This is a genomic window from Streptomyces sp. SirexAA-E (assembly GCF_000177195.2).
Lineage (GTDB): Bacteria > Actinomycetota > Actinomycetes > Streptomycetales > Streptomycetaceae > Streptomyces > Streptomyces flavovirens.
In genome coordinates, this window is sequence record NC_015953.1 from 1437594 (window position 1) to 1462362 (window position 24769).

21 protein-coding genes are annotated in these 24769 nt (G+C 71.4%); 14 read left to right on the forward strand and 7 right to left on the reverse strand.

Annotation, left to right across the window (positions count from 1 at the left end; genetic code table 11):
• Positions 1 to 726 carry a ZIP family metal transporter gene (locus tag SACTE_RS06290; RefSeq protein WP_014045188.1) on the reverse strand — a complete coding sequence of 242 codons (726 nt, stop codon included), beginning with the start codon at positions 724 to 726 and terminating at the stop codon, positions 1 to 3.
• Between the two features lie 154 nt (positions 727 to 880).
• On the opposite strand from SACTE_RS06290, the gene cobC reads away from it, so the two are divergent.
• Positions 881 to 2425 carry an Rv2231c family pyridoxal phosphate-dependent protein CobC gene (cobC, locus tag SACTE_RS06295; protein WP_014045189.1) on the forward strand — a complete coding sequence of 515 codons (1545 nt, stop codon included), beginning with the start codon at positions 881 to 883 and terminating at the stop codon, positions 2423 to 2425.
• A 104-nt stretch (positions 2426 to 2529) separates the two neighbouring features.
• On the opposite strand, the gene SACTE_RS06300 is transcribed toward cobC, so the two are convergent.
• A complete protein-coding gene (locus SACTE_RS06300) occupies positions 2530 to 3573 on the reverse strand; it encodes an SCO1860 family LAETG-anchored protein (protein WP_019992818.1) in 1044 nt (347 codons plus the stop codon).
• A 330-nt stretch (positions 3574 to 3903) separates the two neighbouring features.
• Entirely contained in the window at positions 3904 to 5004 is a 1101-nt protein-coding gene (locus SACTE_RS06305; protein ID WP_014045191.1) for an amidohydrolase family protein, read from the reverse strand.
• A 112-nt stretch (positions 5005 to 5116) separates the two neighbouring features.
• On the opposite strand from SACTE_RS06305, the gene SACTE_RS06310 reads away from it, so the two are divergent.
• The 7 genes from SACTE_RS06310 (at position 5117) to SACTE_RS06340 (ending at position 11653) form a co-directional block, all read left to right on the forward strand.
• Positions 5117 to 6223 carry an aminotransferase class V-fold PLP-dependent enzyme gene (locus SACTE_RS06310; RefSeq protein WP_014045192.1) on the forward strand — a complete coding sequence of 369 codons (1107 nt, stop codon included), beginning with the start codon at positions 5117 to 5119 and terminating at the stop codon, positions 6221 to 6223.
• A gap of 341 nt (positions 6224 to 6564) precedes the next feature.
• Entirely contained in the window at positions 6565 to 7095 is a 531-nt protein-coding gene (gene ectA, locus SACTE_RS06315) for a diaminobutyrate acetyltransferase (protein WP_014045193.1), read from the forward strand.
• Between the two features lie 142 nt (positions 7096 to 7237).
• Positions 7238 to 8500 (forward strand): diaminobutyrate--2-oxoglutarate transaminase, encoded by a 1263-nt coding sequence (gene ectB, locus SACTE_RS06320; RefSeq protein ID WP_014045194.1) that lies wholly within the window; start codon positions 7238 to 7240, stop codon positions 8498 to 8500.
• A 64-nt stretch (positions 8501 to 8564) separates the two neighbouring features.
• Positions 8565 to 8963, forward strand: a complete 399-nt coding sequence (locus tag SACTE_RS06325; protein ID WP_014045195.1) for an ectoine synthase — start codon at positions 8565 to 8567, stop codon at positions 8961 to 8963.
• Between the two features lie 3 nt (positions 8964 to 8966).
• Entirely contained in the window at positions 8967 to 9860 is an 894-nt protein-coding gene (gene thpD / locus SACTE_RS06330; protein ID WP_014045196.1) for an ectoine hydroxylase, read from the forward strand.
• Between the two features lie 157 nt (positions 9861 to 10017).
• A complete protein-coding gene (locus SACTE_RS06335) occupies positions 10018 to 11031 on the forward strand; it encodes a VOC family protein (RefSeq protein ID WP_019992816.1) in 1014 nt (337 codons plus the stop codon).
• Positions 11032 to 11143: 112 nt separating this feature from the next.
• Positions 11144 to 11653 carry a MarR family winged helix-turn-helix transcriptional regulator gene (locus SACTE_RS06340; RefSeq protein ID WP_014045198.1) on the forward strand — a complete coding sequence of 170 codons (510 nt, stop codon included), beginning with the start codon at positions 11144 to 11146 and terminating at the stop codon, positions 11651 to 11653.
• A 28-nt stretch (positions 11654 to 11681) separates the two neighbouring features.
• Here the strand turns inward: SACTE_RS06340 and SACTE_RS06345 are convergent, their stop codons facing one another.
• Both SACTE_RS06345 and SACTE_RS06350 read right to left on the reverse strand, forming a co-directional pair.
• On the reverse strand, positions 11682 to 13244 hold the full coding sequence (locus tag SACTE_RS06345; protein WP_014045199.1) for an arabinogalactan endo-1,4-beta-galactosidase: 1563 nt from the start codon (positions 13242 to 13244) through the stop codon (positions 11682 to 11684).
• Positions 13245 to 13293: 49 nt separating this feature from the next.
• Positions 13294 to 15339: a beta-galactosidase gene (locus SACTE_RS06350; RefSeq protein WP_014045200.1), complete on the reverse strand. Its 2046-nt coding sequence runs from the start codon at positions 15337 to 15339 to the stop codon at positions 13294 to 13296.
• Between the two features lie 230 nt (positions 15340 to 15569).
• On the opposite strand from SACTE_RS06350, the gene SACTE_RS06355 reads away from it, so the two are divergent.
• The 4 genes from SACTE_RS06355 to SACTE_RS06370 are packed head-to-tail and all read left to right on the forward strand — an operon-like array spanning position 15570 to position 19743.
• Positions 15570 to 16886 carry an extracellular solute-binding protein gene (locus SACTE_RS06355; protein ID WP_014045201.1) on the forward strand — a complete coding sequence of 439 codons (1317 nt, stop codon included), beginning with the start codon at positions 15570 to 15572 and terminating at the stop codon, positions 16884 to 16886.
• A complete protein-coding gene (locus tag SACTE_RS06360) occupies positions 16883 to 17809 on the forward strand; it encodes a sugar ABC transporter permease (protein ID WP_014045202.1) in 927 nt (308 codons plus the stop codon). Before SACTE_RS06355 ends, SACTE_RS06360 begins: the two co-directional genes overlap by 4 nt.
• The gene (locus SACTE_RS06365) at positions 17806 to 18663 is read left to right on the forward strand and encodes a carbohydrate ABC transporter permease (RefSeq protein ID WP_014045203.1); all 858 of its coding nucleotides are present in this window, start codon (positions 17806 to 17808) and stop codon (positions 18661 to 18663) included. Before SACTE_RS06360 ends, SACTE_RS06365 begins: the two co-directional genes overlap by 4 nt.
• A 45-nt stretch (positions 18664 to 18708) precedes the next feature.
• Positions 18709 to 19743, forward strand: coding sequence for a LacI family DNA-binding transcriptional regulator (locus SACTE_RS06370; protein WP_014045204.1), 1035 nt, complete (start codon positions 18709 to 18711; stop codon positions 19741 to 19743).
• 13 nt (positions 19744 to 19756) lie between these two features.
• Here SACTE_RS06370 and SACTE_RS06375 read toward each other — a convergent pair whose 3' ends face one another.
• Complete coding sequence (locus SACTE_RS06375) at positions 19757 to 20824, reverse strand: alkene reductase (RefSeq protein WP_014045205.1); 1068 nt, start codon at positions 20822 to 20824, stop codon at positions 19757 to 19759.
• Between the two features lie 183 nt (positions 20825 to 21007).
• Between SACTE_RS06375 and SACTE_RS06380 the strand changes: the two genes are divergently transcribed.
• Complete coding sequence (locus SACTE_RS06380) at positions 21008 to 21595, forward strand: MarR family winged helix-turn-helix transcriptional regulator (RefSeq protein WP_014045206.1); 588 nt, start codon at positions 21008 to 21010, stop codon at positions 21593 to 21595.
• A gap of 40 nt (positions 21596 to 21635) precedes the next feature.
• Here SACTE_RS06380 and SACTE_RS06385 read toward each other — a convergent pair whose 3' ends face one another.
• Complete coding sequence (locus SACTE_RS06385; protein WP_014045207.1) at positions 21636 to 22700, reverse strand: aminotransferase class V-fold PLP-dependent enzyme; 1065 nt, start codon at positions 22698 to 22700, stop codon at positions 21636 to 21638.
• Between the two features lie 1069 nt (positions 22701 to 23769).
• Between SACTE_RS06385 and SACTE_RS06390 the strand changes: the two genes are divergently transcribed.
• Complete coding sequence (locus SACTE_RS06390; RefSeq protein ID WP_014045209.1) at positions 23770 to 24564, forward strand: serine/threonine protein kinase; 795 nt, start codon at positions 23770 to 23772, stop codon at positions 24562 to 24564.
• Positions 24565 to 24769 lie beyond the last annotated feature (205 nt).

Below are 24769 nucleotides of genomic sequence, written 5' to 3' on the forward strand. Positions count from 1 at the left end.
TCACTCCCCCGCGACGCCGACCACCAGCCAGATGAAGCCCACTCCGGCGACGGTGCACAGCAGCGTGGAGCGGGCCGGATGGTCGTGGTGCGCCTCGGGCAGGATCTCGGCGGCGGCGAGGTAGAGGAGCGCCCCGCCGAAGAACCCGATGTAACAGCCGAGCAGTTGCTCCGGAAGGGTGAAGAACAGGGTGGTCGCGGCGCCGGCGACCGGGGCCAGGGCGTCGGCGAACAGCATCAGGAGGGCCTTGCGGCGGGCGTTCCCGTAGAGACTGGTGATCGTGTACGTGTTGAATCCGTCGGCGAAGTCATGGGTGATGACGGCGAGCGCGACCGCGGCGCCCATCCCGCCGCCGACCTGGAAGGCGGCGCCGAGCGCGACCCCGTCCATCAGGCTGTGGCCCACCATCGCGGCCGCCGCCGTCAGCCCGACCTGCGGCACCCGTTCCTCGCCCGCTCCGTGTGCCGCCTGGCGTACCGCCAGGGAGCGCTCCACGAGATGGGCCGTCAGGAAGCCGCCCACGAAGAGCAGCAGGGCTGCGGGGACGCCGAGGACCTCGCCGCCCGCCGCGTGCAGCGCCTCGGGCAGCAGGTCGAGGCCGACGACGCCCAGCATCAGGCCGCCTGCGAAGCCGAGCACCAGGTGCCTGCGGTCGCTGACGCGCTGCGCGACCCAGCCGCCCGCCAGGGTCATCAGGAACGCGCCGAGCGCGACGAATACCGCCATGGGCCCTTGCTAGCGGATTGACCCCGCTCCCCGCACCTCAGGCCGCCTTCACCGTGTCCCGTGTCGCCGGGCCCGCGTCCCTGTGCCGCCTCGGCCCGTCCGTCCGCCCCGGGCGGCCCGTACCTCCGTGCCCGTTCCTGGAAGGATCCCCGCCATGACCCGTGTCGCGCTCGTCGTCGGTGTCGGCGCCCGCCGTGGTGTACCGGCCGGGGAGGTGCTGGGGCTGGTCATCGGGGCGTTGGGGGCGGCCGGGCTGCGGGTCCGGGACGTGGTGGCGCTGGCGACGCTGGACGTCCGGGCCGAGGAGGCGGGGATCACCGGGGCGGCGGCGCGTCTCGGGGTGCCGGTGCTCCCGTACCCGGCCGAGGTGCTGGCGCGGGTGCCGGTGCCGAACCCGTCGCGGGCGGCGCGGGCCGCCGTGGCCACCGGTTCGGTGGCGGAGGCCGCGGCGCTGGCGGGTGCGGGCGGTTCTGGTGGGGCGGGGGCGGGGGGCTCCGCCGAACTGCTGGTCACCAAGCGGAAGTCGGCGTCGGCGACCTGCGCGGTGGCCCGTGGGGTTCGGTCGATCGGTACCCCGGCGTCGACGAATGGCGCCGAGCCGTTCACCATGGCTGCCATGCTGCCCCCCACGAAGCACATCGACAGCGCCGGGCCCGACCTGCGGCACCACGGCGACGCTGAGGTACGCGGGCTGGATCTGACCGATCTCGCCGTGAACGTCCGGACCGGTACCCCGCCCGACTGGCTGCGCGAGCGGATAGCCGCGTCGCTGGGCTCGCTGGCCGCCTACCCGGACGGGGGTCCGGCGCGGGCGGCGGTCGCCGAGCGGCACGGGCTGCCCGCGGAACGGGTGCTGCTGACGGCGGGCGCGGCCGAGGCGTTCGTACTGCTCGCGCGTGCGGTGCCGACGCGGCGGCCGGTCGTCGTGCATCCCCAGTTCACCGAGCCGGAGGCGGCGCTGCGGGCGGCCGGGCACGAGGTCGGGCGGGTGGTGCTGCGCCCCGAGGACGGCTTCCGGCTGGACCCGGAGGCGGTGCCCCAGGAGGCGGATCTGGTGGTGATCGGCAACCCGACCAACCCGACGTCCGTGCTGCACCCCGCCGGTGTGCTGGAACGGCTGGCGCGGCCCGGCCGGACGCTGGTGGTCGACGAGGCGTTCATGGACGCCGTGCCCGGGGAGCGCGAGGCCCTGTGCGGGCGTACGGACGTGCCCGGGCTCGTCGTACTGCGGAGCCTGACGAAGACCTGGGGGCTGGCGGGGTTGCGGATCGGCTACGTCCTGGCCGATCCGTCGACCGTGGCCCTGCTCCAGGAGGCGCAGCCGCTGTGGCCGGTGTCGTCACCGGCGTTGGCGGCGGCCGAGGCCTGCATGGAGCCGCGTGCGCTGGTCGAGGCGGCGGACGCGGCCGACCGGGTCGCCGTGGACCGGGCTCATCTGCTGGCCGGGCTCGCGGAGTTCGCCGAGGTGCGGGTGGTGGAACCGGCCGCGGGGCCGTTCGTCCTGGTGCGGCTGGAGCGGGCGGACGAGGTCCGGGAGAGGCTGCGGTCGCTGGGGTTCGCGGCGCGGCGCGGGGACACCTTCCCCGGGCTGGGGCGCGAGTGGCTGCGGCTGGCGGTACGCGACCGGGCCACGACCAATCGTTTCCTCCAGGCCCTCGACCTGGCGTTGCAGGGGCTGCCGCGCAGACCGGCCGGCTGAGAGGAAGCGGGAGCGGTGCTCATGCGTGTGAGCACCGCTCCCGGTCCGATGCGGGAACGGCGCCCGGGTACGTGAGCACCGCTCCCCTCCCCCCGTCCCCCGGGTCAGCTCTGGGCGCGCCTGCGGGCGACGACCATGGCTCCGGCGCCGACGGCAAGCAGCAGGGCCGCGCCGCCCGCGATGTACGGGGTGGAGGAGCTGGAGCCCGTCTCGGCGAGGTCGCCGGTGCCGGACGCCTGGGTCTTGTCGGTGCCGGTCTGGGGCTTCACCTCGCCGATCTCGTCCCCCTTGCCGGCGCTGTCGCCGCCGGTGCCGCCCTCGTTCCCGGAGCCGCCGTTCCCCGAGCCTCCGTTCCCCGAGCCGCCGTTGTCCGAGCCTCCGTTCCCGGAACCGCCGTCCTCGGACCCGCCGTCGCCCGGGCCGTCACCCTTCGGGGTCTCGCAGGTCGCCTCGGCCAGCGTGACCTCCCCCTCCACCTCGGCGACGTTGAGGGCGAGCGGGTTCACCGACACCCGGAGCTGGAGGGCCGTCGCGGCGGCCGTGTTCGTGGTGGTGGCGGTCTTCGACAGGTCGAGGGTGACCGAACCGACTCCGGGGACCTCGACGTTCGTCGTACCGCCCGCGGAGAGGGTCACCCGCTTGCCGAGCACCGAGACGTGCCCCAGCACGTTCGACTCGGCGACCGGCTTCTTCCCCGCCTCGCACAGGGCCTTCGAGGTGACCTTCTCGACCTCGATCAGGGACAGCGCGGGCAGTCCGGGCACATGCACCCGGGCGTGGGCGAGATTCGTGCTGCCCTCGGCCCTGTGCTCGTCCACGGTGGCGTCCGCCGTGGCGACGTCGGCCCGCAGCACGCGCACCGGGCGGTCCTCCTCGACCCCGCCGAGCTCCACGCTGAGCGCGGTCTTCTCCGCGCTGGCCGGGGCGTGCACCTCGTTGAGCGTGGCGTTGAGCGGCAGTTGGACCGACCTGCTGAGGAGCGAGACGTCGAGCCCGGTGCGCAGCACGACGGCGCTCGCCTTTCCGTGGCCGCCGGCCGGGGTGGCCGGAGCCGTCGCGGTGGCTGCCTGCGCGGGGACGGCGACCAGCAGGGCGACGGGTGCGGCGGCGACCGCCAGGGCGGCCAGACGGAAGGTGTTGCTGTTCAAGATGGTGGAACCCCCACAAGAGACATGGAGCCACCGGCACCGCCCAATGGGGGACATCGCGGGCGCCGGTGGCCTCGACTCCGTGAATCTTTACGCACGGAGGGTGAACTGACAGACACCTGGCGTCAGTTCACTCCAAAGGGGGGTTTCCGCGTACGTATTCGAATCCTTCGGCACAGGAGTTCCCCGGAGTCACCCGTTTCACCGAGCGCGGGCGGCGCACCGGCCGCCTCGGCCCGACGAGGCACGAAAGGGTCCAACGAGCCAGGGCGGCACCAGGTCACCGCCGGTCAACATCGCACCCACACCCGCGTCGGCCGCCGCGGCCCGTCAGCCGATGACGCGGCCGTTCAGCACCACCTGCCGGGGACCCGCCAGCACGCGTACGTCGGCGCGCGGGTCCTCGTCGTACACCACCAGGTCGGCCGGGGCCCCTTCCTCCAGCACCGGACGGCCCAGCCAGCGTCGCGCGCCCCAGGCCGTCGCGGAGAGCGCGTCCAGGGGCGGGATGCCCGCCTTGACCAGCTCGGCGACCTCGGCGGCCACCAGACCGTGGGCCAGCGAGCCGCCCGCGTCGGTCCCGACGAAGACGGGGATGCCCGCGTCGTAGGCCGCCCGCACGGTGTCGTAACGGCGCTCGTACAGCTGCCGCATATGGGCCGACCAGCGGGGGAACCTGGCCTCGCCGCCCGCCGCGAGGTCCGGGAAGGTGGCGATGTTGACCAGGGTGGGGACGATCGCCACGCCGCGCTCGGCGAAGAGCGGGATGGTGTCCTCGGTGAGTCCCGTCGCGTGCTCGACGCAGTCGATCCCGGCCTCCACGAGATCGCGCAGGGCGTCCTCGGCGAAGCAGTGCGCGGTGACCCGGGCGCCGAGGCGGTGCGCCTCGGCGATGGCGGCCTCGACCTCGCCGCGCGGCCAGCAGGCGGTCAGGTCCCCGGCGTCCCGGTCGATCCAGTCGCCGACCAGCTTCACCCAGCCGTCGCCGCGCCGCGCCTCCCGGGCGACGTAGGCGACCAGGTCACCGGGTTCGATCTCGTGCGCGTAGTTGCGGATGTACCTGCGGGTCCGGGCGATGTGCCGGCCCGCCCGGATGATCTTCGGCAGGTCCTCCCGGTCGTCGATCCACCGGGTGTCGGAGGGCGAGCCCGCGTCCCGGATGAGCAGGGTGCCCGCCTCCCGGTCGGTGAGCGCCTGCTTCTCGCTCGTCGCCGCGTCGACCGGTCCGTGCCCGTCGAGGCCGACGTGGCAGTGGGCGTCGACGAGGCCGGGCAGCGCCCAGCCGGAGAGGGCCGCCGCACCGTCGGCGCCCGGCGGCCGCTCGTGGGTGATCCGCCCGTCCACGGCCCAGATCTCGTCCCTGACGTCGTCGGGGCCGAGCAGCACCCGCCCCTTGATCCGCAGTATCCGCGCCGCCTCGTGATCGCTCATGCACAGCACTGTACGAGGCACGGCACCGGGGGCCGCCGGGTGTGCTGGGTACTCTCGGACGCACGCGCCCCCGAGCGCCGACCGCGAACGACACACCTGAAGAGAGCACCCCGTGACGCACCCCTTCCTCGACCTCCCGCCGCTGACCGCCGACCACTTCGCGGCGATCGAGCGGCGGGTGGCCGGCCTCCTCGCCACCGAGCAGGACGTCGTCATCACCCAGGGCGAGGCGCTGCTGCCCCTCGAAGGCTGCATCCGGGGCGGCGCCCGGCCCGGCTCGACCGCGCTGAACGTCGTGACGGGTCCGTACGGCCAGACCTTCGGCAACTGGCTGCGGGACTGCGGCGCGGAGGTCGTCGACCTGGTGGTGCCCTTCCACGCGGCGGTCACCGCGGAGCAGGTCGGACAGGCGCTGGCCGCGCACCCGGAGATCGACTTCGTGTCGCTGGTGCACGCGGAGGCGGCGACCGGCAACACCAACCCGGTCGCGGAGATCGGTGAGGTGGTCCGGGCGCACGGGGCCCTCTTCATGCTGGACGCCGTGGCGTCGGTGGGCGCCGAGCCCCTGCTGCCGGACGCCTGGGGCGTGGACCTGTGCGTGATCGGGGCGCAGAAGGCGATGGGCGGCCCGGCCGGTGTCTCGGCGGTGTCGGTGAGCGCGCGGGCGTGGGAGCGGCTGGCGGACAACCCGCGGGCGCCCCGCCGGTCCTACCTCTCGCTGCTGGACTGGAAGGACCGGTGGATCGACGCGGGCCGCACGGCTCTTCCGCACGCCCCGGCCCAGCTGGAGATGCTGGCGCTGGATGCCTGTGTGGAGCGGATCGAGGCGGAGGGCCTGGACACGCTGACGGCCCGGCACGCCTCGGCGGCGGCCGCCACCCGGGCGGGCGCGTCCGCCCTCGGCGGCGGGCTGGAGCCGTACGTCCACGAGGCCCGGGACGCCGCGCCGGTCGCCACGACGCTGCGCGTGCCGGCCGGTACCGACGCCACCGCGCTCGTCCGGAGCGCACTCGCGGCAGACCCGTCGCTGCCCTTGGTGGCGGGCGGCGGGGCGCTCGCCCGGGAGATGATCCGGGTCAACCACTACGGCGTGGACGCGACACGGGGCGCCGTGCTCTCGTCGCTGGCCGCCCTGGGCTCCGCGCTCACCGAGGCGGGCCGGACGACCGACCTGGATGCTGCCCGCGAAGCCGTATCGGAAACATGGGCGAACGACTGAGGCGAATATGCCGGACGGAACCGGCACACATATGAAAAGAATAGCGGGGAGCTGCTTTATCGAGAGCAGCTCCCCGCATTCTTTTGCCCGCAATCACCGGACCTAAACGCCCCACTTTCGAGGGACGGCCGATCTACGTAATCCGGACACGTGTCAGGAGAGTTACAACCCTGTGACCGACTCCACAGAGACGGCGTTATGCCCCTTAAATTCCGGTCAAATCACGAGAAATCGCCGCCCGCTTCGGCTCGACTCGCGCCCGCGTGATAGCACAGACACGTGCGCCACCCAACCCTTCCCGGCGATGCAATTTCGATTTTTGCTGGGTAAATTCAATTCGCATGACCGCCGCACCAGCAGATTTTGCCCGTGCCCGAAGCGAATTCCTTACAATCGACACCCCGCGAGTGGAGGACGGAGCCGCGCTCTGGCGTATCGCCCGCGACTCCGAGGTCCTGGACCTCAACTCCTCGTACAGCTACCTGCTGTGGTGCCGTGACTTCGCGGCGACCTCCGTGGTCGCCCGCGACGAGAAGGGTGAAGCCGTCGCCTTCGTGACGGGGTACATCCGGCCCGACCGCCCCGAGACGCTCGTCGTCTGGCAGGTGGCCGTGGACGACGCCCACCGCGGGAAGGGGCTGGCCGGTGAGCTGCTGGACGCCCTGACCGCCCGTGTCTCGGCCGAGCAGGGCCTGGCGTCCCTGGAGACGACCATCACCCCGGACAACACCGCGTCCGACCGGCTGTTCACCTCCTACGCGCAGCGCCACGACGTGGCCCTGGAGCGCGAGGTGCTCTTCGACGGCGAGCTGTTCCCCGAGGGAACGCACCTGCCGGAGGTGCTGTACCGCATCGGCCCGTTCCACGCGTAGGACCGTCGCCCGCCCCGCCGGGGCGGCACGTACTACCGGCATCGGGTCCCGCCCCCGCCCGGGGCGCGTACCCGGCCCGGCCCCGCCCGGGGCCCGCACGCCTCACCCGCCTTCCGTCACACCCTCGATCAGGAGATCCGCTGTGACCATCACCCCGCCCGCCCTGAGTGTCTTCGAGAGTCTCGAATCGGAAGTACGCAGCTACTGCCGCGGCTGGCCCGCCGTGTTCGACCGCGCGCAGGGCGCCCGCCTGACCGACGAGGACGGCCACTCCTACCTCGACTTCTTCGCCGGGGCCGGATCGCTCAACTACGGCCACAACAACCCGGTGCTGAAACGCGCGCTGATCGACTACATCGAACGCGACGGCATCACCCACGGCCTCGACATGGCCACGACGGCCAAACGCGCGTTCCTGGAGACGTTCGAGAACGTGATCCTGCGCCCGCGCGACCTGCCGTACAAGGTGATGTTCCCCGGCCCGACCGGCACCAACGCGGTCGAGGCGGCGCTGAAGCTCGCCCGCAAGGTCAAGGGCCGCGAGTCCGTCGTCTCCTTCACCAACGCCTTCCACGGCATGTCGCTGGGGTCGCTCGCGGTGACGGGCAACGCCTTCAAGCGCGCCGGTGCGGGCATCCCGCTGGTGCACGGCACCCCGATGCCGTTCGACAACTACTTCGACGGCACGGTCCCCGACTTCCTCTGGTTCGAGCGGCTCCTGGAGGACCAGGGCTCCGGCCTCAACAAGCCCGCCGCGGTGATCGTGGAGACGGTGCAGGGCGAGGGCGGCATCAACGTGGCCCGCGCCGAGTGGCTGCGTGCCCTCCAGGACCTGTGCCACCGCCAGGACATGCTGCTGATCGTCGACGACATCCAGATGGGCTGCGGCCGTACCGGCGGCTTCTTCTCCTTCGAGGAGGCCGGCATCGTCCCGGACATCGTCACGCTGTCGAAGTCCATCAGCGGGTACGGTCTGCCGATGTCGCTCTGCCTCTTCAAGGGCGAGCTGGACATCTGGGAGCCGGGCGAGCACAACGGCACCTTCCGCGGCAACAACCCGGCGTTCGTCACCGCCGCCGCCACGCTCGACGCCTACTGGGCGGACGGCCAGATGGAGAAGCAGACCCTGGCCCGCGGCGAGCAGGTGGAACAGACGCTGCTGGCGATCTGCGCCGAGGAGGCCACCGCGCAGTTCCGTGGCCGCGGTCTCGTCTGGGGCCTGGAGTTCACCGACCCGGCACGTGCCTCCGCCGTCTGCGCGCGCGCCTTCGAGCTGGGCCTGCTGCTCGAGACGTCGGGCCCGCAGAGCGAGGTCGTGAAGCTGCTGCCGCCGCTGACCATCACCCCCGAGGAGCTGGACGAGGGCCTGCGCACGCTGGCCCGCTGCGTCCGCGAGACCGCCTGACCCGGGCAGCGCCCGGGACAGGCACCGATTGAGCAGGACAAGAAGAGAAAGGCACCATCCCACCGTGATCGTCCGATCGTTCAGTGACATCGAGAACACCGACCAGCACATCAAGGCGGCCTCAGGCACCTGGGAGAGCAAGCGCATCGTGCTCGCCAAGGAGAAGGTGGGCTTCTCGCTCCACGAGACCGTGATGTACGCGGGCACGGAGACCTCCATGTGGTACGCGAACCACATCGAGGCGGTGCTCTGCACCGAGGGTGAGGCCGAACTCACCAACGACGAGACCGGCGAGAAGCACTGGATCACGCCGGGAACGATGTACCTGCTGGACGGGCACGAGCACCACACCATGCGGCCGAAGACCGACTTCCGCTGCGTCTGCGTCTTCAATCCGCCCGTCACCGGGCGGGAGGAGCACGACGAGAACGGTGTCTACCCGCTGCTGACAGAGGAGGCCTGAACCATGACCACCCAGGTACGAACCGACCTCTACCCCACGCGCGGCGCCGCCGAGATGACCACTCCCCGCCAGGACCCGGTCATCTGGTCCGCGCCGGGCGCGCCCGGACCGATCGCCGCGAAGGACCTCCAGTCCTTCGAGCACGACGGCTTCCTCGCCATCGACCAGCTCATCACACCGGACGAGGTGGCCGGCTACCACGACGAGCTGGACCGGCTGATCGCCGATCCGGCGGTCCGCGCCGACGAGCGTTCGATCATCGAGCCGAAGTCGCAGAGCGTGCGGTCCGTCTTCGAGGTCCACAAGATCAGCGAGGTCTTCGCCCGTCTGGTCGGCGACGAGCGTGTGGTGGGCCGGGCCCGCCAGATCCTCGGCTCCGACGTGTACGTCCACCAGTCCCGGATCAACGTGAAGCCGGGCTTCGGCGCCTCCGGCTTCTACTGGCACTCGGACTTCGAGACCTGGCACGCCGAGGACGGTCTGCCGAACATGCGGACCGTGTCGGTCTCGATCGCGCTGACGGAGAACTTCGACACCAACGGCGGGCTGATGATCATGCCCGGTTCGCACAAGTCGTTCCTCGGCTGCGCGGGCGAGACGCCGAAGGACAACTACAAGAAGTCCCTGCAGATGCAGGACGCCGGCACCCCGTCCGACGAGGCGCTGACGAAGATGGCCGACCGGCACGGCATCAAGCTCTTCACGGGCAAGGCCGGTTCGGCGACCTGGTTCGACTGCAACGCGATGCACGGCTCGGGGGACAACATCACCCCGTACGCCCGCAGCAACGTGTTCATCGTGTTCAACAGTGTGGAGAACACGGCCGAGGAGCCCTTCTCGGCTCCGATCCGCCGCCCTGAGTTCATCGGGGCGCGGGACTTCACGCCGGTGAAGTAGCCGTAGGGCGGTTCGAAGGGGCGGGACGCGGTAGGCGTCCCGCCCCTTCCGCGTGCCGTCGGCCCGGCGCGGGCGCGCGGTCTTCCCCGGCCCTGGCTCGCGGACGCGTCCGTAACTCGCTGGACCCCGGCCCGTGCCGGGGGAGACAGTGGCGTCCATGACTTCGCTCGTACAGCACATCACCGTCGACTGCGCCGACGCCTACGAACTGGCCGTCTTCTGGGCCAAGGTGCTCGACTCGTCCGTGTCCGACGACGACGCGCCCGGTGATCCGGAGGCGCTGGTCGAGGCGCCGGGGGTGGCACTGCTCTTCGTCACGGTGCCCGAACCCAAGCGCGCCAAGAACCGCGTCCACCTGGACGTGCGGCCCACGGACCGCACCCGCGACGAGGAGGTCGAGCGGCTGCTCGCCCTCGGAGCCACCCTGGCCGCCGACCACCGCAAGCCGGACGGCCGGGGCTGGGCGACCCTGGCCGACCCCGAGGGCAACGAGTTCTGTGTGGAGTGCGGCGCCGCGGAGCGGGCCGCGTCGGCCGGGGTCCGGCTGCCCGTCACCGCGGACGACGTGACGCTGGCGGTGCGGCTCGCGGCCGACACCCTCGCGAAGTCCCCGGTGGACGGCTGGCGTGCCCCTGCGGGGACGTTGACGTGGGACTGCTGGGAGACGGTGGAGCACCTGAGCGACGACCTCTTCGCGTACGCCGTCCAGCTCGGTCCGCGCAAACCCCCGTTGAAGCACGAGGTCCCCTACCGCTGGGCCCCCGGGCGCGAGGGCGGCCCCTGGAACGCGGTCTTCGCGGACCCGGAGGCGGGGACCGTCGGGCTGCTCGAGACGCTGGAGGCGAGTGGCGCCCTCCTGACCGCGATGGTGCGGACGGCCTCTCCCGATCTGCGTTCCTACCACTCGCACGGGGTCTCCGACCCGGAGGGCTTCGCCGCGATGGGTGTGGTGGAGACCCTCGTGCACACCCATGACGTCGCCGCGGGGCTCTCGCTCGCCTGGACACCGCCCCGGGACCTCTGCGACCGGGTCCTGGCCCGGCTCTTCCCCGAGGCGCCGGACGACGCCGACCGGTGGACCGTACTGCTGTGGTGCACCGGCCGCGCGGACCTGCCCGGCCGTGAGCGGGTCACCTCGTGGAAGTGGCACGGAGCGCCCCTGGACCGCTGAGGGCGCCCGTATCCGGCCGTCTTCCGGTCGTCTTCCGGTCGTCTCCGGCCGGAAGAGGCCGGTCGGGGCGGCACGCGGCCGTCCCGACCGGGGCGGCTGTACCGTCGCGGCCATGGAACAGCCGCCCCCTCCCCCGCTCACGGACCAGGCGACGGACCAGGCGCCCGCCGACCCCGCCGCCACCATCGACGGCATGTCGGCCACCCAGCCCATCGGGTACTGGAGCGGTCTGGTCCACGCCGCCGTCACCCGGCGCCTGCGGGACGCCATGGCCGGGATCGATGTCACCCAGCCCCAGTACTGGGTGCTGAACCGGGTGCGCGACGGGCCCGCGGCGCCCACCCGCGAGGAGGTCGCGGCCCAGCTCACGCCCCTGGCCGACGGACCGCACGACATCGCCCGGGTCGTCGACCAACTGCTCTACCGCGGCTGGCTCGCCGCCGGTGCCGAGGGGCGGCTGCGCCTCACCGACGACGGGGAGGCCGCCCGGGTGCGGCTGCGTGAGCTGGTGACCGGTGTCCGCGCCGAGGTGCACCGGGGCATCGGCGACGAGGAGTACGTGGCCGCGCTGAAGGTGCTCCGCAGGATGGCGGCCAACATCGAGGGTTCGGGCGCCCTCTGACAGCGGCTGCCGGACGGCGCCCGTCGGTCTACCGGTGCGAGAACCAGCCCGCCGCCGGCAGCAGCGTCCCGTCGTAGCCGAACACCGCCTGGTTCTCCCAGGCGTTGCCCGACGACGGGTCGGCCGGGTCCCAGCCGCTGCCGGTCACGGCGGTCCAGGCCGGTTCCCAGTAGACGGCGCCGAGTCCACGGCCGTTCGGAACGGCCTCGACGACGCTCATGACGTCGCGGAGGCTGGCCGCCTGGCCGGCCGGGGTCGCCGGGTAGCCGGCGACGAGCTGGTCGGAGGTGGCGACGTTGTTCTCCAGGCCGTCGGCGTCGGCCAGCGTGTGGGCGTACGCCGTCTCGGCGACCATCACCGGCTTGCCGTAGCGGGACGCGGCGTCGTCCAGGTTGGTCTGGAGCTCGGTCAGTGAGCCGTGCCAGTAGCCGTAGTAGGAGAGGGCGATGACGTCGAAGGGCACCTTCTGCGCCACCGCGTTGTCGAACCACCAGCGGGTGCCCGCGTTGTCGCCGCCCTCCGCGAGGTGCAGGACGACCTTCGTGGTGGAGGAGACCGCCTTGGCGGCGTTCGCGCCCGAGGTGAGGAGTCCGGCCAGCTGGGACCAGTTCGAGGTGGAGCCTTCGGGCCAGAGCATTCCGGCGTTCGTCTCGTTGCCGATCTGCACCATGTCGGCGGTGGTGCCCTGGGCCTTCAGCGCGTTCAGCACGTCGTAGGTGTGGTCGTGGACGTCGGTGCGCAGCCGGCCGTAGTCGTGCCCGGCCCAGGCGGCGGGCTTGTTCTGCTTGCCGGGGTCGGCCCAGGCGTCGGAGTAGTGGAAGTCGACGAGCGTCTTCATGCCGAGCGCCTTGGCGCGCTTGGCCATGGCCAGGACGTGGGCCTTGTCGTTGTAGCCGTCGGCCGGGTCCACCCAGACCTTGAGGCGGACGTAGTTCATCCCGGAGTTCTCGAGGATGCTCATGGCGTCCCCGGCCCGGCCGCCCGCGTCGCGGTAGACCGCGCCGTGCGCCTCGTTCTTCGGGAGGGTGGAGAGGTCGCCGCCGCGCACGCTCAGCCCGGTGGAGCCCGGGGTGAACGTGATGTCGTCGAAGTTGGCCCACTGCCCGGCCCGCGCGTCGGAGTCGAGGCTGATCGTGCAGGCCCCGCCGGTCACCTTCACGGAGGTGACGATCCGCACCCAGTCGCTCCCGGCGGTCGGCGGCAGGTCGGTGCGCTGCTCGGCGGAACCGCAGTCGCGCAGGGCGATGTAGGCCGCGTTCTGGCCGCCGCCGGAGCGGACCCAGGCGCTGAGGGTGTACGTGCCGTCGGCGAGCCCGGTCAGGTGCTGGTAGGTCTCGACCTTGTAGGCCGAGGCCGACCAGTGGCTGAGCCGGGTGGAGCCGCCGTGGCCGCCGGCCTCGGTGAAGGAGGCGGCGTCCTGGCCGGTGGCCGAGTACGTCGACCAGCCGGTGGCCCCCGACTCGAAACCGGGGTTCGCGGGGGTGGTGGCCGCGTGGGCGGCCTGGGCGGGCAGGGCGGCCAGCAGCAGGCCGGTCAGTGCGGCCACCGCGCCTGCGGCTCTCCTGCGGGTGTGGTGCGTCGTTCCGTACATCGTCGATGTCCCTTCGAGCGTTGTGCGGGGTAACGGACTTGGGTGCGCCTCAGCCGTCGAGCCGTACGACGCGGACCGCGCCCGCCGGCACGGCGAGCGTCTCCACCACGCCCTCGCCGGTGAGGAGTTCGGTGCCGGGGCCGTCGAGGTGCACGTCGGCCCCGCGGTCGGAGTGGTTGACCGCGAAGAGGTAGGTGCCGCTCTCCCCCGTGCGGCGCACGACCTCGACGTCCCGGGCGAGACCGGTGCGCGGCGCGAGACCCGCGTCGGCGAGCGCCCGGCCCAGCACGGTGTCCAGGTCCGGGCCGCTCAGCCGGGTGGAGACGTACCAGGCGCTGCCCTCGCCGAGCCGGTTGCGGGTGATCGCGGGACGGCCGGCCGGGACGCCGTCGGCGTACGACCAGAGGGGCTCGGCGCCGCGCGGGATCACCACGTCCGACCAGACGTCACCGGTCAGCTCCGGGCCCTCGGGCGCGCCCTCGGGGGTGGTCAGGCGGACCGTGCCGCCGTCGAGGAGGGGGGAGAACTCCTCGACGGTCAGGCCCAGGACGTCCCGTAGGGCGCCGGGGTAGGGACCGGGGTGCACGGCGTCGTCGGCGTCGACGATCCCGGAGAAGTACGAGACGACGAGGGTGCCGCCGCCCTCGACGTAACGGCGCAGGTTGCGGCCGGTCTCCTCGGTGGCGAGGTAGAGGGCGGGGACGACGACCAGGGGGTAGGCGGACAGGTCGGCGTCGGGGTGGGCGAAGTCGACGGTGAGGTGGTGGTCGTAGAGCGAGGCGTAGAAGGTGTCGGCGCGTTCACGGGCGTCGTGGTCCTCGCTGGGCCGCCACTCCAGCCGCTGGGCCCACCAGGACTGCCAGTCCCACAGCATCGCCACGTCGGCGACGGTCCGGGTGCCCCGGATGCCCGCCAGCCGGCCGAGGTCCGCCCCCAGGGCGCTCACCTCGCGCCAGACCCGGGAGTCGGTGCCGGCCTGCGGGACCATCGCGGAGTGGAACTTCTCGGCGCCGCGCCGGGACTGCCGCCACTGGAAGAACATCGCACCCTCGGAGCCGCGTGCCACGTGGGCCAGGCTGTTGCGGGCCATCTCGCCGGGGCGCTTGGCGGGGTTGCGGGGCTGCCAGTTGACGCCGCTGGTGGAGTGCTCCAGCAGCAGCCAGGGTGCGCCGCCCGCCACCGAGCGGGTGAGGTCGGCGGCCATCGCGAGGTTGACGTGGGTGCGGCGGCCGTCGGTGATCAGGTAGTGGTCGTTGGTGACGAGGTCGACCTCGCGGCCCCAGGCCCAGTAGTCGACGGACTGGCACTGGCTGAGCGCGGTCATGAAGTTGGTGGTGACGGGGACGCCGGGGGCGTGCCGGTGCAGGATGTCGCGTTCGGCGGTGAAGTTCTCGCGCATCGTGGCGTCGGCGAAGCGCGCGTAGTCCAGCTGCTGGGCCGGATTGCCGACGGTCGGGGTGGTGCGGGGCGGCTCGATCTCGTCGAGGCCGCGGTAGCGCTGGCCCCAGAAGGCGGTGCCCCAGGCCTCGTTGACGGCGTCGACCGTGCCGTGCCGGGCGGCGAGCCAGCGGCGGAAGTGGGCGGCGCAGCTGTCGCAGTAACAGGCGCTGACCGGGACGCCGTACTCGTTGTGGACGTGCCACATCGCGAGGGCCGGGTGGTGCGCGTACCGGCGGGCGAGCTGTTCGGTGATGCCGGCCGCGGCCTCGCGGTAGGCGGCCGAGCTGTGGCAGATCGCGCCGCGTGAGCCGAAGGCGTACCGGACGCCGTCCGGGCCGACCGGAAGTGCCTCGGGGTGGGCGCGGTAGAACCAGGCCGGTGGGGCCACGGTCGGGGTGCCGAGGTCGGCGCGGACGCCGTTGACGTGCAGCAGGTCCAGCAGGCGGTCGAGCCAGCCGAAGTCGTACCGCCCCGGGTCGGGTTCGAGCAGGGCCCAGGAGAAGATCCCGACGCTGACCATGGTCACGCCCGCCTCCCGCATGAGGCGTACGTCCTCGTGCCATACCTCCTCGGGCCACTGCTCTGGGTTGTAGTCGCCGCCGAAGGCCAGCTTGCGCAGGCCGAGCGGGGCGGGAGCGGGCTCTGGGTGGGACATGGACGTCTCCTGGCTCGGGGGTGGCTCGACGGCACCATTTCTGGGAACGTGCACAGACGCGTTTAGTGAAGCGCCGGGCAACGCGGTCCCATCGGACAGCGCCGGGAGCAACATAACCGCACAGCAACAACCATTGACAAGTGTCGGTTTCGTTTCTCTACTGTGAACGCTCACAGCGTGCTTCCGGCCAGTCCGCCGATGCGTCCGCTCGTCTCGTCAGGGGAGAAACCATGAAATACCGCACCGTCGCGGTGTCCACCGCCGCCGCTCTCGCCGCCACCGCCCTGCTGTCCGGTTGCGGCGGTTCGGACGACGGGGGCGACGAGCCGGCGGCCTCCGGACACGCCTCGCTCACGTACTGGTCGTGGGCGCCCGGCCTGGACAAGGTCGCGGACATCTGGAACAAGGGCCCCGGCAAGGAGGCCGGGATCACGGTCACGGTGAAGAAGCAGGCGTCGGGCGACGACCTGGTCACCAAGATCATCACGGCCGCCAAGGCGCACAAGGCCCCCGACCTGGTCCAGGCCGAGTACCAGGCGCTCCCCACGCTGGTCTCCAACGACGTGCTCGCGGACATATCGAAGGAGGCGGGCGACGCGAAGAGCCAGTTCGCCGAGGGGGTCTGGCAGCAGACGACGCTGGGCTCCGACGCCCTGTACGCCCTGCCGCAGGACTCCGGCCCGCTGATGTTCTACTACCGCCAGGACCTCTTCGACGAGTACGGGCTGAAGGTGCCCGCCACCTGGGAGGAGTTCGCCGAGACCGCCCGCGCGCTGAAGAAGAAGGCGCCGGAGAAGGCCCTCACCACCTTCTCGTCGAACGACTCCGGGCTCTTCGCCGGTCTCGCCCAGCAGGCGGGCGCGCGGTGGTGGACCACGGACGGCGACAAGTGGAAGGTCGCGATCGACGACCCGGCCACCAAGAAGGTCGCCGACTTCTGGGGCGGCCTGGTGAAGGAGGGCGCCGTCGACAACCAGCCGATGTACACCCCCGCCTGGAACAAGGCGCTCGACACCGGCAAGCAGATCGCCTGGGTCAGCGCCGTCTGGGCGCCCGGCACCCTGACCACCGCCGCGCCCGGCACCAAGGGCAAGTGGGCGATGGCCCCGCTCCCCCAGTGGACGGCCGGCGAGAACGTCACCGGCAGCTGGGGCGGCTCCTCCACCGCCGTCACCAACGACTCCGGGAACAGGAAGGCGGCGGCCGCCTTCGCCAAGTGGCTCAACACCGACCCCGCCGCGCTCGCCGCCCTCGTGAAGGAGAGCGGGATCTACCCGGCCGCCACGGCCGCCCAGACCGGCGACGCGCTGGCGAAGGCCCCGGACTACTTCTCCGACCAGCCCGACTTCTACACCCGGGCCGCCGAGATCGCCCAGGGCACCGCCCCCGCCGCCTGGGGCCCGAACGTCAACGTCGCCTACTCCGCGTTCAAGGACGGCTTCGCGAAGGCCGCCAAGGAGAAGTCGGACTTCGGCCCCGCGCTGACCGCGATGCAGGACGCCACCGTCGCGGACCTGAAGAAGCAGGGCTTCGGAGTCTCCGAGTGACACGCGCACCCCGCAGGAGGCCGTACGGGGTCAAGAGCGCCCCGTACGCCTTCCTGGTCCCCGCCGCCGTCCTCTTCCTGCTCTTCTTCGCCCTGCCCATCGGCTACGCCCTCCACCTCAGCTTCCGCAGGACGCGGGTCAAGGGACTCGGCCTCGGCAAGGGAGCCCGCGACGAGATCTGGGCGGGCCTGGCCAACTACACCGACGCCCTGTCCGACTCCGAGCTGCTGCACGGGGCGCTGCGCATCCTGGGGTACGGATTGATCGTCGTCCCCGTGATGCTGGGGCTCGCCCTGCTGTTCGCCCTGCTCCTGGACACCGACCGGCTCCGGCTGCGCGGCTTCAGCCGGCTCGCCATCTTCCTGCCCTACGCGATCCCCGGCGTCGTCTCCGCGCTGATGTGGGGCTTCCTGTACCTGCCCGACGTCAGCCCCTTCCACTTCCTGCTCGGCAAGGCGGGGCTTCCGCAGCCCGATCTGCTGGACGGCGGGCCGTTGTACCTGGCGCTGGCGAACATCGCGGTGTGGGGCGGCACCGGCTTCAACATGATCGTCATCTACACCTCGCTGCGGGCCATCCCCGCCGAGATCTTCGAGGCGGCCCGGCTGGACGGCTGCTCGCAGCTCCAGATCGCCCTGCGGATCAAGATCCCGATGGTGGCGCCCTCACTGGTGCTGACCTTCTTCTTCTCGATCATCGCCACGCTCCAGGTGTTCAGCGAGCCGACCACCCTGAAGCCGCTCACCAACTCCCTCTCCACCACCTGGAGTCCGCTGATGAAGGTCTACCAGGACGCCTTCGTCGACAACGACGTCCACGCGGCTGCCGCACAGGCCGTGATCATCGCGCTGGCCACCCTCGCCCTGTCCTTCGGCTTCCTCAAGGCGGCCAACTCCCGTACGAAGCAGGGGGATCCCCGATGAGCACACCGACCCTCACGGCCGGCCGCCGCCGGATCCCGCTGGTGCCGACCGCCGCCCTGCTGTTCGGTGCCGTGTACTGCCTGCTGCCGGTGGCCTGGGTCCTGGTCGCCTCGACCAAGTCCGGCGGCGAGCTGTTCTCCACGTTCACCTTCCTGCCCGGCTCCGGTTTCGCCGACAACGTCGCCGACCTCTCGGCGTACCGGGACGGCGTGTACTGGACGTGGATGGCCAACTCGGCCTTCTACGCCGGGGTGGGCGCCCTGCTGTCCACCGCGGTCTCGGCGGTCTCCGGGTACGCGCTGGCGGTGTACCGCTTCCGCGGGAAGGAGACCGTCTTCAACATCCTGCTCGCCGGGGTGCTGATGCCCCCGGTGATCCTGGCCGTGCCGCAGTACCTGCTGCTGGCCGAGGCCGACATGACCGACTCCTATCTGTCGGTGCTGCTGCCGGCGGTCCTCTCCCCGTACGGCGTCTACCTGGCCCGCGTCTACGCCGCCGCGGCCGTGCCCGCCGACGTGATCGAGGCCGGCCGGATGGACGGCGGCGGTGAGTGGCGGATCTTCCGCGCCATCGCGCTGCCGATGATGCTGCCGGGGCTGGTGACGGTCTTCCTGTTCCAGTTCGTGGCGGTCTGGAACAACTTCCTGCTGCCCTACATCATGCTGGGCGACGACGAGAAGTTCCCGGTCACCCTGGGGCTGTACACGCTGCTCCAGCAGGGCGCGAACACCCCGGCCCTCTACACGCTGGTCATCACCGGCGCGCTGCTGGCGATCGTCCCGCTGATCGCCCTGTTCCTGGTGATCCAGCGGTTCTGGAGCCTCGACCTGCTCTCCGGCGCCGTAAAGTCCTGACTGCTCCTCACCAGGGCTCCGCTTTCCGATGAAAGATCATGCACCATGAGCCGCACAGAACAGAACGGCGCGGGACGCCGCAGGCCGCCGACGATCCACGACGTCGCCCGGGAGGCCGGTGTCTCCCGGGGCACGGTCTCCCGGGTGCTCAACGGCGGTCACAACGTCAGCCCGGCCGCGCTCGACGCGGTCCAGTCCGCCATCCACCGGACCGGCTACACCGTGAACCGGCACGCCCGGTCCCTGATCACCGGGCGCTCCGACTCGGTGGCGTTCCTGCTGACCGAGCCGCAGGAGAGGTTCTTCGAGGATCCGAACTTCAACGTGCTGCTGCGCGGCTGCACCACCGCGCTGGCCGCGCACGACATCCCGCTGCTGCTGATGATCGCGGGGACGGAGGCGGAACGGCGGCGCAACATGCGCTACATCGCCGGGCACGTGGACGGGGTGCTGCTGGTCTCCAGCCACTCCGGCGACCCGGTCGCCGCCCAGCTGCACGAGGCCGGCGTCCCCCTGGTGGCCTGCGGCAAGCCGCCCGGTCAGGGGTCGAAGGTCAGCTACGTCGCGGCCGACGATCTGGGCGGCGCCCGGGACATGGTGCGCTATCTGTACGAGTCCGGACGGCGCCGGATCGCCACGGTCGCCGGGCCGCTGGACACCCCGGGCGGGGTGGAGCGCCTGGCCGGCTACCGGGCGACGCTCGCCGAGTGCGGGCTGCCCTACGACGAGGCGCTGGTCGTGCCCGGCGACTACAGCCGGGCGGGCGGTGAGGCCGCCGCCTCGCTCCTGCTGGAGCGTGCGCCGGACATCGACGCGGTGTTCGTCGGGTCCGACCTGATGGCCCAGGGGGTGCTGGCCGCGCTGGAACGGGCGGGCAGGCGGGTACCGCAGGACGTCGCGGTCGGCGGCTTCGACGACTCCCCCGCCGCGCTCGCGGCCCGCCCCGAGCTGACGACGGTCCGTCAGCCGTGGGACCGGATCAGCTCCGAGATGGTGCGGGTGCTGCTGGCGCAGATCGGCGGGGAGGACCCGGCCGCGGTCATCCTCCCCACCGAACTGGTGCGCAGGGACTCGGCGTAGCGTCTTCGCGCGCTCAGCCGTCCAGCGCCGGGTAGTCGGTGTAGCCCTTCGCGTCGCCGCCGAAGAACGTCGACGTGTCGGGGGTGTTGAACGGCCCTCCGGCCTTGAGCCGGGCCGGGAGGTCCGGGTTGGCGAGGAAGAGGGCGCCGTAGGAGATGAGGTCGGCGACGCCGTCGTCGATCACCTTGTGGTCCTCGGGCCCCGTCGGCCCCTCGGTCAGCACGTTGACGACGAACGGACCGGAGAACTGCTTGCGCAGCGCGAGGGTCAGTGCGCGGATCTCCGTCACCTCCTTGACGTGCAGGTAGGCGAGGCCGAGCGGCTCGATCTCCGCGACGAGCGCGGTGTAGAGGGAGTCCGGGGCGGGCTCCTCGATGCCGTTGTACGGGTTTCCGGGCGAGATGCGCAGTCCGGTGCGCTCCGGGCCGATCTCGGCGGCGACCGCCTTGACGACCTCGACGGCGAACCGGATGCGGGCCTGCTCGGACCCGCCCCACTCGTCGGTCCGCAGGTTGGTGTTGGGCGCCAGGAACTGGTGGATGAGATAGCCGTTGGCGCCGTGCAGCTCGACCCCGTCGAAGCCGGCGTCGATCGCGTTGCGGGCGGCGGTGGCGAAGTCCGCCACGGTCGCGCGGATCTCGTCGCCGGTCAGCTCGTGCGGCTCCACGAAGTCCTTCGGGCCCTCGTGGGTGTAGAGCTGGCCAGGCGCCGCTACGGGCGAGGGGGCGACCGGGATCAGCCCGTCCGGCAGCAGTACCGGGTGGCCGATCCGGCCCGCGTGCATGATCTGGGCGAAGATCCGTCCGCCGGCCGCGTGGACCGAGTCCGTCACCTTGCGCCAGGAGGCCACCTGCTCCGCGGTGTGCAGGCCGGGGGTGGAGGGGTACCCCTGGCCCACGGCCGACGGCTGGACGCCCTCGGTGATGATCAGCCCGGCCGAGGCGCGCTGGGTGTAGTAGGTGACGGTGAGGTCGGTGACCGTACCGCCCTCCCCGGCCCGGCTGCGGGTCATCGGCGCCAGGGCGATGCGGTTGGAGAGCCGGGCGCCGGCAAGGTCGATGGGATCGAACACGGTGGTCATGGAGCCCCCAGGGCAGTTACATGGTCGGCCAACTAAAGAAGCGTTCGCCACTCTAACCCATTACTTGGCCGACCAAGGTAAAGTTCATGGAGACGTCACGGATCGGGGCATCCACGGGGCCGGGTAACGTCACCGGCCCGGGGTGAGAGTCCGGGCGCAGCGCCACCGTCCCGAGGAGTTCCGATGAAGGCAGACAGCACCGCCCCCGTGGATCCCGTCTGCACGGAGCCACTGCCCGGCGCGGCCCTCGGCGGCCCGGTGAGCCACGCGGTCTCCCGGATCGCCAGGCTGCACCGGATCGCTGCCGGCAAGCTGCTCAAGGGCCTCGGGCTGTACCCCGGCCAGGAGCTCCTGATGGCGCATCTGTGGGCCGGCGGTGCGGTGCGCCAGTCGGAGCTGATCAAGGCCGTGGACCTCGACCCCTCCACCGTCACCAAGATGCTCCAGCGGCTCGACCAGGCCGGCCACGTGCGCCGCTGCCCCGACCCGGACGACCGGCGGGCCGTCCTGGTCGAGGCCACCGAGGACAGCTGCGCGCTGCACGCCTCGGTGCGCGAGGCCTGGTCGGTCCTGGAGGAGCACACCCTCGCGGGGCTGGACCCGGCGGAGCGTACGGAGCTGGCCCGACTGCTCGGAAAGGTGGAGGAGAACCTCTGCCGGGAGACCGCCGGGTGCCCCGGCGTGGCCGGCCCGGACCGGCACGAAGGTCCGGACCGCCACGAAGGCCCGGACGGTCACGAGGATCCTGAGCGCCCCGTCCCGACGGCCTGACGGCCCGACGGCAGGGCTGCCGGACCGGGCCCGGCGCGCGTCAGCGGGAGAGCACGTCCAGCGCGCGGTCGACGTCCGCCTCGGTGTTGTACAGGTGGAAGGCCGCCCGCAGGTTCCCGGCCCGGTTCGAGATCGCGACCCCCGCCCGGGTCAGCTCGGGCTCCCTGGCGCCGAGTCCGGGCACGGCCACGACCGCGGACGTGCCGGGCACCGCCGGGTGGCCGAGCGCGGTCAGGCCCTCCCGGAAGCGCGCGGCGAGGCCGGTGGCGTGGTCGTGCAGCGCGTCGATGCCGACCTCGGCCAGCAGGGCGAGGGAGTGTTCCGCCCCGTGGTACGCGAGGAACGCCACCGCCTCGTCGTAGCGCCTGGCCGTGGACGCCAGCCGCTCCACCGGCCCGTAGGTGCTGTTCCAGCGGTCCTCCGCGGACAGCCAGCCCGCGTACAGGACCGGCAGCACCTCCTGCGCCTCCTCGGTCACCGTCAGGAACGACGTGCCCCGAGGGCACAGGAGGAACTTGAACGCCCCGGTCACCGTGTAGTCGTACGCCGCCGCGTCCAGCGGCAGCCAGCCGGCCGACTGGCTGGCGTCCAGCAGCGTCCTGGCCCCGTGCGCGGCGGCGGCGGCCCGGACCGCGTCCAGGTCGGCGACCCTGCCGTCGGCGGACTGGACGGCCGAGAAGGCGACGAGCGCGGTCCCCGGGCGCACGGCTTCGGCCAGGCCTTCCAGCGGCACGTACCGCATCTTCAGGTCACCGCGTACGGCGAACGGGCTGACCACCGAGGCGAACTCACCCTCCGGGGCGACGACTTCGGCCCCGGCCGGCAGCGACGCCGCGACGAGCGCCACATGCCCGGCGACCGAACCACCGGTGGCGACCCGGGCGGGGTCGACCCCGGCGATCCGGGCGAAGCCGGAGCGAGCCCGGTCCACCGCCTCGTGGCTGCCGCCACCCGCGAGGCGGCCCAGGGCGTTGCCCTCGGCCAGGTCCTTGACGGCCTCCACGGTCCTGCGGGGCAGCAGACCGCAGCTGGAGGTGTTGAGGTAGGTGGTGTCGGGAGCGAACTCGGTGGCCCTGACGCGGTCGAGCGAAGAGGTGGTCTCCATCGCTCCAGCCTGGCCGGGGTCCGTACCGGCGTCAATCACGCGATCGTGAACGGATCACCCAAGGGCGGCTTATTCCTGCTGGTCAGGAGTGTGCGAGGGGCGGTACGCGGACCGTGCCCGGCACCCTTCAGGCCCGCGCCGGCGGCCGAACTCGCCCGCCGCGCCGCCCACTTGCGCCGGGCGGTGGTGCTCGCAGGCCGCTGGATGACCAGGGCGCCGGCTGCCGCGTGCGCCCTGGTGACGAGCGCGTACGGGCCTGTCTGGCCGCGTATCCGCCGTGCGTACCTGTACGCGAATCCATGGTGTGTGCTGTGTGGTCAGGCGGCAAATGTTGCAGACCATTTTCCCCTGAGCCGGCGGGAACTCATCGCACGGGGCGAGAGGAATCCGGATGCTGCAAAGCATCTGCGTCCACTGTGTGCCAAATGCCATAACGGAGAGACGGCACGTAATCAGCCGGGCGGATTCGCTGCGGAAGCACGGTCACGGCGCGAGGCGAACGAACGCCCGCCGTTCTGACCAGGGGGTGACTCCCACCCCTCCCCGAAGTCGCACGGCAGGGAGGCAAAAAACTCGCATGGCTCATTGAGGCGTTTCTGCGGAGGTGACCCCGACCTGATCTAACAGAAACACCCGCCCCTGTGCGCATCATTCACTGATGAATGATGCGTGCGGGGGCTTTCTTGTTTTACGCTCAGGCCGCAACCGGTGGTGGGGTGACAAGCCGTGCACGCTCGTAGAGACTACGGGCAGCCTGATTCTTGAGGTAGGGACGAATCCGAGCTTGCATCGTTGACATAGCTTTGTCGCACTGCCCCGATTGAACGTCGGGGTAAATTTCCACGACCTTGACCCATGTGGCACACGCGCTTTCGAGGTGGCCAATGTCTAGCTGACGTTCGGCAAGCATGAACAGGTAGCGAATCCGGTTTCTCTTGAAGGAGCTGTGTCGCAGCTTATCGGATTCCTCAAGGTCCTTGACTGATCCCCGAACGTCGCCCAGTTCGTACCGGACTTGCCCCGCGTGGTAGGTAAGGGAAGACGGATTATACGAGCCAAACGCCTTTGATTGGGATTCAGCCTTTTCCATTGCCGCTTCGGCCTCTCGCAGATACCTAAGCGCTTTTGTGCGCTCTCCAAGCTGCGCGGAGGCGTGCGCTCGTTGCTCCGCCAGAAAAGCGCGCATTCGCGGCATCAGTGGACGGCCCTTGCTCCCGGCCGTGAAATCTCCATCCTTCGTCAGCTCACCCCGGAACCCCACTTCTCCGGAACGTGGGAACGCGGCACCTGGGGCGCTCAACCGTGGAGGTTCGGCAACAGCCTCTATGACCGCTGGGGACACCACCGTGCCGGACCTGAGTACCCGGAACCGGACCTGAGAGACGCCGCGCAATGTGTGGCAGCGCTGGCAGCACTGCACCGAAAGCGGTGGGTCCACTGCGACATTCAGCCCGCCCACCTGATCATGGGCAGCGAAAGAACCTTCCTCATCGACCTTGCCTTAGCTCAGGGCGGGCCGGTCCCCGATGACGTGGACTTCGCCTATCGGGGGTGCCTCGTCCACTACGAGGCACCGGAGATCGCGCGCAGCGTGCTGCAAACCGGATTCGCCATTCCGACCCGGGAGTCAGATATCTATGCGCTCGGCGCATCGCTGATGATCAGCGCGACGGGAAAACGGCATGTGCAGTACCCCGACGACGCCGACCGCAGAGACCAGCGAAGAGCGATTGCGGACGGCCCGCGCCAACGCGTCGAAATTCCCGGACTGTTGGGCAGCCTGCTCACGGCCATGATGGCTCGGCTGCCCCGTGACCGGCCCACGGCCGACGACGTGAGCAGAGAGCTAGCACGCGTTCTGTAGGACTCGAACCGAGCCCCGCCCGTCAGCCTCTCCCAGGGGCAGGCGGGCGGGGCTTTCTGCTGCCCAACTCCCGCCGCATAGACGCTGGTCAGAGCGTCGCGATAACCTATGGTTCCGTTGGTTCACGCGCAGGCGATGTCGCTCCAGATCTCGACGCGCATGACTCTTCTCTTCTCCAGCTCTGCCGTACGGGTGCGGAGGCACC